9 protein-coding genes are annotated in these 14053 nt (G+C 46.7%); 4 read left to right on the forward strand and 5 right to left on the reverse strand.

What is annotated here, in order from left to right; translation table 11 throughout:
* Positions 1 to 66: 66 nt before the first annotated feature.
* Both OU814_RS27795 and OU814_RS27800 read right to left on the reverse strand, forming a co-directional pair.
* Positions 67 to 486 carry a PIN domain-containing protein gene (locus OU814_RS27795; protein WP_268242838.1) on the reverse strand — a complete coding sequence of 140 codons (420 nt, stop codon included), beginning with the start codon at positions 484 to 486 and terminating at the stop codon, positions 67 to 69.
* On the reverse strand, positions 487 to 786 hold the full coding sequence (locus tag OU814_RS27800) for a helix-turn-helix domain-containing protein (RefSeq protein ID WP_268242839.1): 300 nt from the start codon (positions 784 to 786) through the stop codon (positions 487 to 489).
* Between the two features lie 159 nt (positions 787 to 945).
* Here OU814_RS27800 and OU814_RS27805 point away from each other — a divergent pair, with 159 nt between their 5' ends.
* The 3 genes from OU814_RS27805 (at position 946) to OU814_RS27815 (ending at position 5540) form a co-directional block, all read left to right on the forward strand.
* Positions 946 to 3624 carry a COR domain-containing protein gene (locus tag OU814_RS27805; protein ID WP_268242840.1) on the forward strand — a complete coding sequence of 893 codons (2679 nt, stop codon included), beginning with the start codon at positions 946 to 948 and terminating at the stop codon, positions 3622 to 3624.
* 184 nt (positions 3625 to 3808) lie between these two features.
* The gene (locus tag OU814_RS27810; protein ID WP_268242841.1) at positions 3809 to 4693 is read left to right on the forward strand and encodes an alpha/beta fold hydrolase; all 885 of its coding nucleotides are present in this window, start codon (positions 3809 to 3811) and stop codon (positions 4691 to 4693) included.
* A gap of 79 nt (positions 4694 to 4772) precedes the next feature.
* Positions 4773 to 5540, forward strand: a complete 768-nt coding sequence (locus OU814_RS27815) for a hypothetical protein (protein ID WP_017288462.1) — start codon at positions 4773 to 4775, stop codon at positions 5538 to 5540.
* A 112-nt stretch (positions 5541 to 5652) separates the two neighbouring features.
* Here OU814_RS27815 and OU814_RS27820 read toward each other — a convergent pair whose 3' ends face one another.
* Positions 5653 to 5994: a hypothetical protein gene (locus OU814_RS27820; protein WP_017288463.1), complete on the reverse strand. Its 342-nt coding sequence runs from the start codon at positions 5992 to 5994 to the stop codon at positions 5653 to 5655.
* 276 nt (positions 5995 to 6270) lie between these two features.
* On the opposite strand from OU814_RS27820, the gene OU814_RS27825 reads away from it, so the two are divergent.
* On the forward strand, positions 6271 to 12105 hold the full coding sequence (locus tag OU814_RS27825; protein WP_268242842.1) for a HAMP domain-containing protein: 5835 nt from the start codon (positions 6271 to 6273) through the stop codon (positions 12103 to 12105).
* Between the two features lie 45 nt (positions 12106 to 12150).
* Here OU814_RS27825 and OU814_RS27830 read toward each other — a convergent pair whose 3' ends face one another.
* Together OU814_RS27830 and OU814_RS27835 are read right to left on the reverse strand one after the other, a co-directional pair.
* On the reverse strand, positions 12151 to 13578 hold the full coding sequence (locus OU814_RS27830) for a sensor histidine kinase (RefSeq protein ID WP_268242843.1): 1428 nt from the start codon (positions 13576 to 13578) through the stop codon (positions 12151 to 12153).
* 5 nt (positions 13579 to 13583) lie between these two features.
* Complete coding sequence (locus OU814_RS27835) at positions 13584 to 13976, reverse strand: response regulator transcription factor (RefSeq protein ID WP_017288466.1); 393 nt, start codon at positions 13974 to 13976, stop codon at positions 13584 to 13586.
* Positions 13977 to 14053: the final 77 nt, after the last annotated feature.

Consider the following 14053-nt stretch of genomic DNA (forward strand, 5'->3'; position numbering starts at 1 on the left):
TGATTTCCTTTTCATCAAACCGAACCATATTAGAAGGTATTTTGTTTTGCCTCCTCTATCGGATGGTTAGTCTACCCAATTTTCAATTCTTAAGCCTGGAAATTGACGAAAATGCCGTATGTTGCGAGTCACTAATATGGCTTGATTTGCAAGCGTAATACTCGCAATAAGTAAATCAGCACGACCAATTTTTCTGAGATTACGGAGTGCAACAAGTTGCTCAAACTGTTCTGCTGCTGCCTGATTAAATGGAACAACTAGAATTTGTGACAGCAAAGCTTCAGTTTCGGAAAAAAGATTTTGAGCGCGGAGTAATTCTGTTCCTGTTGTTGCTTTGAGGATGTAATCGATTCTTCCGCGCAACATTTCAGCTTTTGTGACGATCGTGGTTCCAGTATCCGGATCACCCACAGTTCTAAATCGTTCTGCAACTTTAATATTGCCTGCATATAGGTGAGTCAGCGTATCGGTGTCCAGTAGATACATTTAAGCGTCCGGGTTCTCATCAACTTCTGGACGACCTCGATCGCGATAAATCGAATCTCTCAGTTCAGCAAGAGTTTCATCATGAGCAAGTGCACCAATTTGCTGAAGGAGTGCGGTGTAACTGTTTGGTGTTCGGAGCCAGTCGTCGATCGCAGATTTGAGAAATCGCCACTCATTTTCAATATTCCGTCCTGGTAGACTGCCTTGTATTGCTTGGCGTTCGACGACTTCTGGTGACAGGCGCAAGTAGGCAGCCGTTTCTTCGAGGGTGAGAACTTCGGTAGACGTGGCAAGAACCATAGAACTTTTCAGAATAAGCGTTGGTTCAATTTTATCGTTTTCCAGAGATGTAGTATCAGGTCGCTGTAGAAAACGAAGCTTTTTCTGGAGATATGCCCAATCGCTTCTTCTACTCTCAGAAAATTTTGCAAAGTATAACTGAACACTAGGATTCAGACGATGCCAGCCAACTCTCGTACTTTCTTAGCGAGTCCAGAAGGAATCGATCGACTCAATGCAGCAAAAGCAAAACTTAATCTGACCCATGCGGCGATCTCGCAACGAGCCGGGGTTAGTGTGGATACGGTGAGACGATTGTGGCAACCAGAACGAGGAAAGCGAGTGAGTCAAGCGAGTGTGAGTGCGATCGCACAGGCTCTAGGGTTGTCACCAGAAGAGATTGTATCCGCAGAGGAATGGCATTCTGAGGCAAAACGGCGAATTCAAGAAGCACTGTTGAGTAATGAGATCGGACTAGATTTATCTGATCTTCAGCTAACAACTGTTCCAGATGAATTAGGACAACTTGTGAATCTGGAAGTACTTATCCTCTCCAATAATCAATTGACGAGCGTTCCTGCCGAATTGGGACAACTTATAAACCTGAGAGGTCTTGACCTCTCCGATAATCAATTGACGACCATTCCCGACGAATTGGGACAACTCGTGAACCTACAATTGCTTGTCCTCTCTAACAATCAATTGACAACTGTTCCAAAATTTATTTCTTGCCTCTCCAAGCTTCTAGGAATTAGTCTAAGTGACAATCTGCTCATCGCTCTGCCGGAATTCCTGAAGCACCTTCCTAACTTACAAAGACTATATCTTCATAATAATAAGCTTGCTATACCAAATGAAATTCTTGGTGCTACATGGCAAGAATTTAACTCTGATGCTACTCCTACCAAGCCGCAAGATATTCTAAACTACTACTTCCGCACCTTATCCGATCGACAACCTCTAAACGAAGCCAAGCTCATCCTAGTAGGCTTCGGTAACGTCGGCAAAACCTCGCTCATCAATCGTATCATCCATAACAAATTCGATCCAGATTCTAAAAAGACTCAAGGCATTCAAATCACTCATTGGAATCTACAACTCAACGACACCGAAGAAGTCAAACTCAACGTCTGGGACTTTGGCGGGCAAGAAATCATGCACTCTACCCATCAGTTCTTTCTCACAGAACGCAGTCTGTATCTCCTCGTCCTCAATGGTCGCCAAGGTCACGAAGACTCCGATGCGGAATATTGGTTAGAACTGATTCAAAGCTTTGGCAGTAGCTCACCCGTCATCGTCGTTCTCAACAAAATCAAAGATCATCCTTTCGATGTCAATCGCAGCGCCCTCAAGCAAAAATTCCCCAACATCTGTGAGTTCATCGCCACCGATTTTGAAGCTGAGATTGGCACTGATCAACTCCGAACCGCGATCGAGCGAGAAACAGATCGCTTAGAACATCTCCGCTTAGCCTTTCCGACCAGTTGGTTTGAAATCAAAAACTGCCTCACCCTGATCACAAAAAACTACATCCGATTTGAAGAATATCGATCAATCTGTGCAGCAGACGGCGAAACGGATGCCAGCGCTCAAGACTCACTTGCCACCCATCTCCACAACCTCGGCATCGCACTCAATTACAAAGACGATCTGCGCCTACGCGGAACCCACGTCCTCAATCCTCACTGGGTCACTAGTGGCATCTATCAACTCCTAAACGCCCCCGAAATCACCGCAAACAAGGGCGAATTAACCACCACAAATCTAGCTCAAACCCTCGATCGAGAAAGCTATCCCCCAGAATGCTACGACTTTCTACTAGAACTGATGCGAAAGTTCGAGCTATGCTTCCGCTTCCAAGAAGACGAAAACCGCTACCTCATCCCCGATCTACTCGACAAGCAGCAACCTCCCGAAGCCGAAGCCTTCCACCCTGCCGAATGTCTCAATTTCCGCTATGAATATCCCATCCTGCCAGAAGGCTTACTTCCCCGCTTCATTGTTCGCACTCATGTCTTGAGCACCTCTCACCTCCGTTGGCGCACAGGTGTCATTCTGGAATTTGAAGGCAATCGGGCACTTGTCAAAGCAGATCGATCATGTCGATCTGTCACGATCAATATCAATGGTGCGATCAATGGTCGAAATCGCCTGCTTGGAATTATTCGATCGGACTTAGATCGAATCCATAGCAGTTTCAAGTTCAAACCCGAAGAAAAAGTCCCCGTCCCCGCTCATCCAGAAATTCTCTTAGACTATCAAGAATTAGTTGTGCTAGAAAAATCAAACGTAAGAGAGTTTCCTAAAGTCATCAATGGCAAAGCTATCACCCTAAAAGTTCAAGATCTACTCAATGGCGTTGACCTAACCGACACTCGGAGAAGAAGACCCGATGCAGGACTCCGAGATCAAGCCCTCCGATTGTTCTATAGCTACTCTCGCAGAGATGAAGCCCTGCGTGACGAATTAGAAGTCCGTCTAAAACTCCTCCAGCGCAATAACTTAATTCAACCGTGGCACGATCGACGAATCTTACCGGGAGCCGATTGGAAACACGAGCTAGACATAAATTTAGAAAGAGCCGATATCATTCTGCTGCTTATCAGCCCTGACTTCATTGATTCCGACTACTGCTATGAAATCGAAGTCGCACAAGCCCTAAAACGACACGAAGCAAAAGAAGCGATCGTACTTCCGATTTTGATCCGTCCAGTAAACTGGGACGCGATTCCCTTTAACTATCTTCAAGCCCTCCCCACTGACTTAAAAGCCGTTACACAGTGGACAGATCGAGACGCTGCTTGGCTAGCGATCGAACAAGGCATCGAAAAGGTCATCCGTGAGAAACTTCACCGATAAGCCTTCACGGTCAGGCATTGCTGAAGATTGGTATGAAGATCACAGATTCTCATAGACTTCCGAGGTTTTGAAAACCTTGGAAGTCTCGCCCTCACAATTTCTCACAAGACTCTAAGATTCGAGAATCGGGCAGAAAATGGCAAAAATATGAAACGATTAGATAGAATCAATTCCCGCATCGGCAATGTTTGAAAGCTTTTTACCCTCCGAAGTCTCCCAACTCACTGAAGAAACCTCGATCGCGCTAGCCCGCCAAATTCGGCGCGCCCCTATTCCAACTTCAATCAGCTTGGAACCGATTGAAACCGCATACGTGCATCAAGGCGAAGGCGGAATCCCAATTCTCTTACTCCACGGTTTTGATAGTTCAGTATTTGAATTTCGGCGATTGCTTCCTCGGCTTGCAAGCCATCATGACACTTGGATGGTTGATTTACTCGGATTTGGGTTTACCGATCGCCCAATCAATACGCCATTCAGCCCAGAAGCCATCAAAACGCATCTCTATGATTTTTGGAAGGAGAAGATTGCGCGTCCTGTAGTTTTAGTCGGTGCATCAATGGGAGGCGCTGCTGCTATCGACTTTGCCCTAACTTATCCTGAAACAGTTGCACAACTGGTCTTACTCGATAGTGCAGGTTTTGCGGCTGGTCCTGCGATCGGTAAATTTCTGATTCCTCCGCTCGGCTATCTAGCAACTGAATTTCTCAGAAAACCGAATGTGCGGCGCAGTGTCAGTTTGAAAGCATATTGTGATGCAAGCTTTGTCACGGAAGATGCTGAACTCTGTGCTGCATTGCATCTTAAACTCTCTCGCTGGAATGAAGCTTTAATTGCTTTTACCAAGAGCGGCGGCTATAACTTTTTGAGCAATAAAATCTCTCAAATCGCTTGTCCTACCTTGATTCTCTGGGGTGACTCTGACCAAATTTTAGGCACAAAAGATGCAAAAAAATTTGAAAGCGCGATCGCGAACAGTCAGCTGATCTGGATCGAGCAATGTGGACATGTTCCCCACCTTGAAAAACCAGAAATTACTGCTCAACACATCCTTGATTTTGTGGCGTAATGAAAACTGGCATAAGTGATTCGCTCTTTCAAAGCTTGACCTCGCACAATCAAGCCACAAGCTTTGAAGGTATCTCGCGATGTCTGCATATTTAAGTTTTGCTTTCTCGATCGTGGCACTCGTTTTGCTTTGCTTCGGTGGATTACAATGGCTAAACATTCCAACGGGAAGCTTTCTAGATTGGGTCATTGGAGTTGCTATTTTTGGCTGGTTAGTGGTGATTGTCACGGTTCCTTGGAACATTCACTTTGCAGCAAGAGAAGCGATCGCAGAAGCAGAATTTTCAACGGATGCAAATATCTCAGTTGATCCCGCACAAATCAACTATCTCAGACAGGTACAATCTCGCTCGCTCTGGGTTGTACTTGTGCTGCATGGGCTGTCTGCACTGGCTTTGTATGCACTCGCGATCGCGGAAATTACGCCGGTTGGCTATATCGGCTCAGGTGCAGCTTTACTCCTGACTGGATTACGTCCTGCAATTCAAACCTATCGCTACTTTGCTTTTCGGATTGCAACCCTACGCGAACAATTCAAATATCCCCGTGAAGATGTCCTAGAACTTCGCAACCGCCTGATTACGCTAGAAAGTACAGCTGAGCGGTTAGAAACTCAATTCGATGCCGAGAATCCTAGTTCTTGGGTAGCGACTCAACAGCGAGAAATGCTTGCACTGCGCCAAGATTTGACTCGACTCGCATCGCTTCAAGAAGAGTTGCGATCGACGAATCAAGCCGATCACGAACGGCTCTCTCGTGAAGCTCGACAAGCGATCGCGCAAATTACAGCAGACGGACAATTTTTAGAACATGTTCGAGAAATTATTCGCTTTTTTAAGTCTGCATAAGCAAGGCGATTTTAGTCAGGGCTTGCCGCTCCATTGCTATATTCCTCTAGTGATTGGTAAATCGATTTGCCTAGAGCATGAGAAACATATCACTGAAGCCTTTCGGATAGGATTAGATTTGGGGGTCAGAAGACTCGTTTGATCTTAGATCCGCTAATAAGAGATTGATTCGTTCTGCTACATCTGCTCTTCCTTCTGCTGGAGCATCGCGGAGAAAGACATCAATAATAAACCAGCGACATAGGAGCGGATCGACTGACACGAGATGCAGGATCACCTGATTGAGAACCTCAGTGAGAAGTCCATCCGGCAGACGACGCAGTTCATTGCGAATGACGATCGCTTCTTCTAGATTTTGGCTCTGACCTACTTTCAATACAGCTTTGACGACAGACTCGACTAAATGATTGAAATCTTCGGCACTGGGTTCTTGATTAAATGACTGACCTTTCAAAAGAGAATTCCTTTCTAAGTTAAATGAGTAAGACCTACAATCCAAGTAATGAATTTAGCGGAGTGCTAAGCAAAGCACTATACTACGCCCGCGTTAAAATAGGTTGATAGCTGTGTATTATCTTCTATCTAAAGATAGAAAGCAGCAAAGATTACCTCCATTGGTAGAAGCCATTCATAGATATAGAAGACGGATAATGAGTCCGAATATGTCTCTGGTATTGGATTGAAGCAGAGAAAATTCTGACTTTGGCTTAAACTACCCGTTCACTTTGCTATGACAACCGCACCTCTCACCAGCGAATCAGATAATCTTGATCTTCAGCAGCTTCTCAGAACACTGATTGAAGTAAAAAGGGGCAATTTCTCTGTCCGAATGCCGATCGATCAAACTGGAATTGCAGGAAAAATTGCCGATACGCTCAATGACATCATCGAGATGAATGAGCAAATGGCAACCGAGCTAGAACACATCAGCACTGTGGTTGGCAAAGAAGGAAAAATTAGTGAACGAGCGACGATCGACAATGCACGGGGAGCTTGGAAGGCATCAATCGGCTCTGTGAATACGCTGATTACCGACTTAGTGCAGCCCATGACCGAGACGACGCGGGTAATTCGGGCAGTCGCAACCGGAAATCTAACCCAAACGATCGCGACTGAAATTGATGGCAGACCTCTACAAGGAGAATTTCTGCAATCCGCTCAAATCGTCAATACAATGGTCGATCAGCTCAATTCCTTTGCGTCAGAAGTGACGCGAGTGGCGCGGGAAGTCGGAACCGAAGGCATGTTGGGCGTGCAGGCAGATGTGCCTGGAGTTGCGGGTACATGGAAAGATTTGACCGATAGCGTCAACTCGATGGCGGGCAATCTCACAGCACAAGTGCGGAACATTGCCGAAGTAACCACAGCAGTGGCAAATGGGGATCTCTCGAAGAAAATTACCGTCGATGTCAAAGGTGAAATTCTAGAGTTGAAAAACACGATCAATACAATGGTCGATCAACTCAATTCCTTTGCGTCAGAAGTAACGCGAGTGGCGCGGGAAGTGGGAACCGAAGGCAAACTTGGGGTGCAAGCAGATGTTCGAGGGGTTGCAGGGACGTGGAAAGATTTGACTGATAGCGTCAACTCGATGGCAGGCAATCTGACCGCACAGGTGCGGAACATTGCCGAAGTGACCACAGCCGTGGCAAATGGGGATCTCTCGAAGAAAATTACCGTCGATGTCAAAGGTGAAATTCTGGAGTTAAAAAACACTGTTAACACAATGGTGGATCAGCTTAATTCTTTTGCTTCGGAAGTAACACGGGTAGCACGAGAAGTAGGAGCAGAAGGAAAGCTTGGCGGTCAAGCACAGGTCAAAGGCGTTGCAGGTACGTGGAAAGATCTCACGGACAGCGTGAACTTTATGGCGGGAAGCTTAACTGCACAAGTGCGGAACATTGCCGAAGTAACCACAGCAGTGGCAAATGGGGATCTCTCGAAGAAAATTACCGTCGATGTCAAAGGCGAGATTTTAGAGCTGAAGAACACCATCAACATCATGGTGGATCAGCTTAATTCTTTTGCTTCTGAAGTGACACGAGTCGCGCGAGAAGTCGGAACTGAAGGTAAGTTAGGAGTACAAGCGCAAGTGCGTGGCGTTGCCGGAACCTGGAAGGATCTCACCGACAGTGTGAACTTCATGGCAGGTAATTTGACGGCACAAGTCAGAAATATTGCCGAAGTTACTACGGCCGTTGCGAATGGCGATCTATCGAAGAAAATTACCGTCGATGTCAAAGGTGAAATTCTTGAACTGAAGAACACGATCAACACAATGGTGGATCAACTCAGTTCATTTGCTTCCGAAGTGACGCGAGTCGCACGAGAAGTAGGTTCCGAAGGAAAACTCGGAGTACAAGCCGATGTTCGAGGAGTTGCAGGGACATGGAAAGACCTCACTGATAGTGTGAACTTCATGGCAGGAAGTTTAACTGCACAAGTGAGAAACATTGCAGCCGTGACAACGGCAGTCGCAAATGGCGATCTATCGAAAAAAATTACCGTCGATGTCAAAGGTGAAATTCTAGAGTTGAAAAACACTGTTAATACAATGGTGGATCAACTCAATTCTTTTGCTTCCGAAGTGACGCGAGTCGCTCGTGAAGTAGGTTCCGAAGGAAAACTTGGAGTACAAGCAGAAGTCAAGGGTGTTGCTGGAACTTGGAAAGATTTGACCGACAGCGTGAACTTTATGGCGGGAAGCTTAACCGCACAGGTGAGAAACATTGCTGAAGTGACAACGGCGGTTGCAAATGGCGACTTGTCGAAGAAAATTACGGTCGATGTCAAAGGCGAGATTTTAGAGTTGAAAAACACGATCAATACGATGGTGGATCAACTCAATTCATTCGCTTCCGAAGTCACACGAGTTGCCCGCGAAGTCGGAACCGAAGGAAAGTTAGGTGTGCAAGCCTATGTCAGAGGTGTGGGTGGAACCTGGAAAGATTTGACCGATAACGTTAATTTGATGGCAGGCAATCTCACAGCACAGGTACGGAACATTGCAGAAGTCGCAACTGCGATCGCGAATGGCAATCTCTCTAAAAAGATCACCGTTGATGTCAAAGGAGAAATTCTCGATCTGAAAAACACCATCAATACAATGGTCGATCAATTGAGTTCCTTTGCTTCTGAAGTGACGCGGGTGGCGCGAGAAGTAGGAACTGAAGGGAAGTTAGGCGGTCAAGCGCAAGTCGTTGGAGTCGCTGGAACCTGGAAGGATCTCACTGATAACGTTAATTCGATGGCAAGCAATCTCACAGCACAAGTGCGAGGTATTGCACGAGTGGTAACTGCGGTTGCGAACGGAAACTTGAAACTGAAGTTAATGCTCGATGCCAAAGGTGAAATCGAAACGTTAGCTGACACGATCAACGAAATGATTGATACGTTGGCAACGTTTGCAGAACAAGTGACTACCGTTGCGCGAGAAGTTGGAAGTGAAGGCAAACTGGGAGGACAAGCGAAAGTTCCGGGGGCATCAGGAACGTGGCGCGATTTAACCGACAACGTGAATGAACTTGCAGCGAATCTAACAACGCAAGTAAGAGCGATCGCTGAAGTTGCAACGGCGGTCACGAAGGGAGATTTAACGCGATCGATTTCTGTTGAAGCCAAAGGAGAAGTCGCGGTTCTCAAAGACAACATCAACCAGATGATTGCCAACTTGCGCGAAACGACGCAAAAGAACACCGAACAAGACTGGCTCAAAACCAACTTGGCGAAGTTCACGCGAATGCTACAAGGTCAGCGCGATTTAGAAACCGTCTCCAAACTGATTTTGTCAGAATTGGCTCCCTTAGTATCGGCACAGCACGGAGTCTTCTATTTGATGGAAGCGAGCGAAAATCGTGCATCTTATCTCAAGCTCCTCAGCACCTATGCTTATCGAGAGCGCAAGCACTTAGGAAACCGTTTCCAACTCGGAGAAGGGCTGATCGGACAATGTGCGTTAGAGAAAGAGCGCATTTTGCTGACTGAAGTACCGCCTGAATACATCACCATTAGTTCGGGATTGGGCGAAGCGGCTCCGTTAAATGCAGTTGCACTACCTGTGTTATTTGAAGGACAGGTAACAGCGGTGATCGAACTTGCTTCATTCTCTCGGTTTAGCGATATTCACTTAACTTTCTTCGATCAGTTGACCGAAAGTATTGCGATCGTCCTCAATACGATCGCGGCGAGTATGCGCACCGAAGAACTCCTCAAACAGTCGCAATCTTTGGCAGAAGAACTCCAAAGTCAACAGAAAGAACTCACAGAAACCAATCAACGATTAGAACAACAAGCACAATCGCTGAAAGCTTCTGAAGAACTCCTGAAAAACCAACAAGAGCAACTCCAACAAACCAATGAAGAACTCCAGGAAAAAGCTGAACTATTAGCCGTGCAAAACCGGGAAGTAGAACGCAAAAACCAAGAGATTGAACATGCGCGTCGATCGCTAGAAGAAAAAGCCGAACAACTTGCCTTGAGTTCTAAATACAAGTCTGAGTTTCTGGCGAATATGTCCCACGAGTTGCGAACGCCGCTCAATAGTTTATTAATCCTGGCTCGTCTCTTTGCCGACAACACGGAGAACAACCTCACGGATAAGCAGATCGAGTATGCTCGCACCATCTATTCTTCTGGAAATGACTTGCTCGGATTGATCAATGACATTCTCGATCTCGCGAAAATCGAATCGGGAACAATGTCGCTCGATCCAGAACCGATGGCATTTACTGACCTGCGAAATCATCTCGATCGCACCTTCCGGCAAGTTGCCCAAGATCGCAAACTTGATTTCCAAATGCACTTTGATTCACAGTTGCCGCGCAGTTTGTACACCGATGCGAAACGGTTACAGCAAGTGCTGAAAAACTTGCTCTCGAATGCGTTCAAGTTTACTGAACAAGGTCAAGTGAGCCTTAGAGTCAGTCTTGAAACTGGGGGATGGAGTTTTGATCAAAACATCCTGAATCGTGCCGATCGTGTGATTGCGTTTGCCGTTTCTGACACTGGAATTGGTATTGCACCGGACAAACAACAGGTGATTTTTGAAGCCTTTCAGCAGGCAGACGGGACGACCAGTCGCAAGTACGGCGGGACAGGCTTAGGCTTATCGATCAGTCGAGAAATTGCTCGATTGTTAGGAGGCGAAATTCGATTACAAAGCGAACTTGGGCGAGGCAGCACTTTTACGCTCTATCTCCCCCAAAATGATAGCGGACGTTGGGATTCCTCTAGATCTGCATCAGCGATCGCTGCGTCCCCATCTCCGATAGTTCGGTCTGCGGCAATGCAATCCGCCTCTGAAGCTCCAACCTCGACCAGTAATCCGCCAGAACCAGCAATTACAGTGCTTGAGCAAACGATCGAAGATGACCGAGACAGCATTCAGCCTGGAGACTTGACCCTGCTGATGATCGAAGACGATGTGAATTTTGCTCGCATTTTACTCGATGTAGCACGGCAGCAAGGCTTCAAAGGCATCGTTGCAACGCGCGGCAATGTTGGTCTAGAACTCGCACAGCAGTTTAAACCGACGGCAATCATGCTCGATATTCGCCTGCCTATTCTGGATGGTTGGATGGTGTTAGATCGGCTGAAGCATCACAATGCTACTCGCCATATTCCCGTTCACATCATGTCCGTCGAGGAAGGCTTACAGCGGAGTTTACGACAGGGTGCGATCGCTTACCTGCAAAAGCCTGTGAACAGTGAATCTCTGCGCGATGCTCTGTCAAGTATCAAAGAATTTGTCGAGCGTCCCGTGAAAACTTTACTGGTTGTGGAAGATGATGACGTGCAGCGTCAAAGCATTGTCGAGTTGATCGGCAATACTGATGTCGTCAGTACGGCTGTAGGAACTGGGACAGAAGCGCTAGAAATGCTGCGGTCGCAACGCTTTGATTGTCTTGTACTCGATCTAGGATTGCCTGATATGGATGGATTTGCCTTCCTAGAGCAAGTCAAGCAAGAACCGAGCCTCATCCATTTACCCATTATCATCTACACCGGAAAGGATCTGACTGCTCAAGAAGAACGAGAACTGCGACGCATTTCAGACACTATCATTCTCAAAGATGTGCGATCGCCAGAACGCTTGCTGGATGAAACTGCTTTGTTTCTGCATCGGGTGCAGGCGAATTTACCAGAAATGCAGCGACAGATGCTAGAGCGATCGCAGCAAGAGGATAGAACCCTGGCAGGCAAAAAAATTCTCATCGTCGATGACGATATGCGGAATATCTTTGCGTTGACGAGTGTTCTAGAGCGGTATCAGATGGAAATTCTCTATGCCGGAAATGGTCGAGAAGGCATTACGATGCTGCAAGAACATCCAGATATTGATTTAGTGTTGATGGATGTGATGATGCCAGAAATGGATGGCTATGAAACAACACGAGCAATTCGACAAGACCACCAGTTCCTCAACTTACCGATCATTACACTGACTGCAAAAGCAATGCGAGGCGATCGAGAAAAATGTATGGAAGCCGGAGCATCAGACTACATCACGAAACCTGTCGAAACTGATCAACTTCTCTCGGTACTTCGAGTTTGGCTTCAACGCTAGTTCTATTGTTTTTGGGAGGCATTTCTATGCCTCCTACATTCGGCATTACTTCATGGATCGAACAGGCAAACAAATTGTGAATTTAGTTCCCTGCCCAATCGTACTACTTGCCGTGATCGTGCCCTCATGGGCTTGGATAATGCGTTGTGCGATCGCAAGCCCTAATCCTGTACTACTACCTTTTCGCGACGGATCACCCGTGTAAAACTGCTCAAAAATTCGGGGCAATGCAGTTTGCTCAATGCCAGGACCTTGATCTTGAATGATAATGATGATGTGCTGACCGTCACGTGTCCCCGTGATAGAAACTTGAGAATGTTCTTTGAAATATTTGATAGCGTTATCCAAAATATTCAGCAAAGCTTGCAAAAGTCGCTCTGGATCACCAACGAGGGAAACCCTTGCAATATTGAGATGAAACGACATGTGGTGCATCTGCATTCGCGTTTCTACCGCTCGAACTGCCCGATCGATTAACTGCCTCAGGTCAATTCGCTGCTGCTCTAGCACCGTTGCCCCCGCTTCTAATCGCCCCAAATCGAGGAGGTCATGAATCAAGCGGGCTAATCGCCGTGTTTCATCTTCAATGGTTTGAAAAAAGCGATCGCGCAAATTCGGTTCTTCGACGGCTCCATTTTGCAGGGCTTCTACTGTCACTTGAATATTGCTAATGGGGGTACGCAGTTCATGTGAAACATTTGCGAGAAAAGTACGCCGCTCTTGATCCAATGACGCTAACCGTTCACTCATACGATTGAGTTCGTTCGCGAGTTCATCTAGCTCATTACTTTGACGAATGCTTAACTTGTCACCAAAGTGACCGCTGCCTAAACGAATGGCAAAATTTCGCATCGTTTGTATGGGGATAGAAACACTTCTAGCTAAGCGATCGCTAATCACCGCACACAGAATCATGGTCAGCAAGAGTGTCCCAATGACTGTCCACCATAAAAATGAAAACTGCTGTTGGAATTGTTCTAGCGTCACTGACATTCGCAGCACGCCGAGAAACTGCCCATTACGCCAAATCGGGCGTGCAACATACAAGCGATCGTCGCCTGAGAATATCCCTTTCGCTGTTCCCTGCACTGTCCGATTTTGCAAAGCTTCTTGCACCCCCGGAACCGCCAGCCAGTTTGTAATGTGACGGTCTGTCTGGGCAGAAGATGCGAGGAGCTGCCCTTGTGGACTCAAAACGCGCAGCGTTATAGTTTCGGGCTTCCCGTAGCGTTGCATGAACTCTTGAACTCGCGCAATATTCTGCTGTTCTAACTCATCTGCAACACTCTCGCTAATCGCAGTCGTCCAATTTTCTAAATCGGTTTGTCGCATCTGGATAAAGTAGCGAGACAGCGATTGCAGCAGAAACCCTGCCATCAGTGACGTTCCTAGCACTGTGAGCAACCAGTAAGTGACCAAGAGCTTTGTGTGTAAGGAATTCCACTTGATTGAACTCAATGGTTTAAGCCGCATTGCCCTTACTCTACGATCGCTGATCCTTCACCTGCTGAATGCCGCCGCAACAACACTGCCCGAATCCGCGCTAGCAATTCCCGTGTGTTAAACGGCTTGGTGATGTAATCATCGGCTCCGGCTTCGAGTCCCCAGGTTTTGTCGAGATCTTGATCTTTTGCTGTCAGCATGACGATGGGAACATCAGAAAACGCTCGAATGCGCCAACACACTTCCATACCTCCCACCTCTGGCAGCATCAAATCCAGTAAAATTACATCTGGTACTTGCTTATGAAAGAGTTTTAAGGCAGCAGCACCGTCCGCTGCGGTTGTGACGTGATAGCCTTCCTTCTGCAAAGCGTAGCTTAGGCTATCCCGTAAGGGTGCTTCATCATCAACCAGTAAGACATGAGGCATAATTCGTAACTCAGACAGTTCGCCCTAGAGAATTCACTTCTTATCTATTTTCATCTTGAAGGGACAACGATCACACG

This window comes from Leptolyngbya sp. GGD (assembly GCF_026735145.1).
Taxonomy (GTDB): Bacteria; Cyanobacteriota; Cyanobacteriia; order Leptolyngbyales; family Leptolyngbyaceae; genus Leptolyngbya; species Leptolyngbya boryana.

Bases quoted from the DNA above. Each gene is read 5' to 3' on its own strand.
- OU814_RS27795 (WP_268242838.1), bottom strand. From the start codon at position 486: ATGTATCTACTGGACACCGATACGCTGACTCACCTATATGCAGGCAAT.
- OU814_RS27800 (WP_268242839.1), bottom strand. From the start codon at position 786: ATGGTTCTTGCCACGTCTACCGAAGTTCTCACCCTCGAAGAAACGGCT.
- OU814_RS27805 (WP_268242840.1), top strand. From the start codon at position 946: ATGCCAGCCAACTCTCGTACTTTCTTAGCGAGTCCAGAAGGAATCGAT.
- OU814_RS27810 (WP_268242841.1), top strand. From the start codon at position 3,809: ATGTTTGAAAGCTTTTTACCCTCCGAAGTCTCCCAACTCACTGAAGAA.
- OU814_RS27815 (WP_017288462.1), top strand. From the start codon at position 4,773: ATGTCTGCATATTTAAGTTTTGCTTTCTCGATCGTGGCACTCGTTTTG.
- OU814_RS27825 (WP_268242842.1), top strand. From the start codon at position 6,271: ATGACAACCGCACCTCTCACCAGCGAATCAGATAATCTTGATCTTCAG.
- OU814_RS27830 (WP_268242843.1), bottom strand. From the start codon at position 13,578: ATGCGGCTTAAACCATTGAGTTCAATCAAGTGGAATTCCTTACACACA.
- OU814_RS27835 (WP_017288466.1), bottom strand. From the start codon at position 13,976: ATGCCTCATGTCTTACTGGTTGATGATGAAGCACCCTTACGGGATAGC.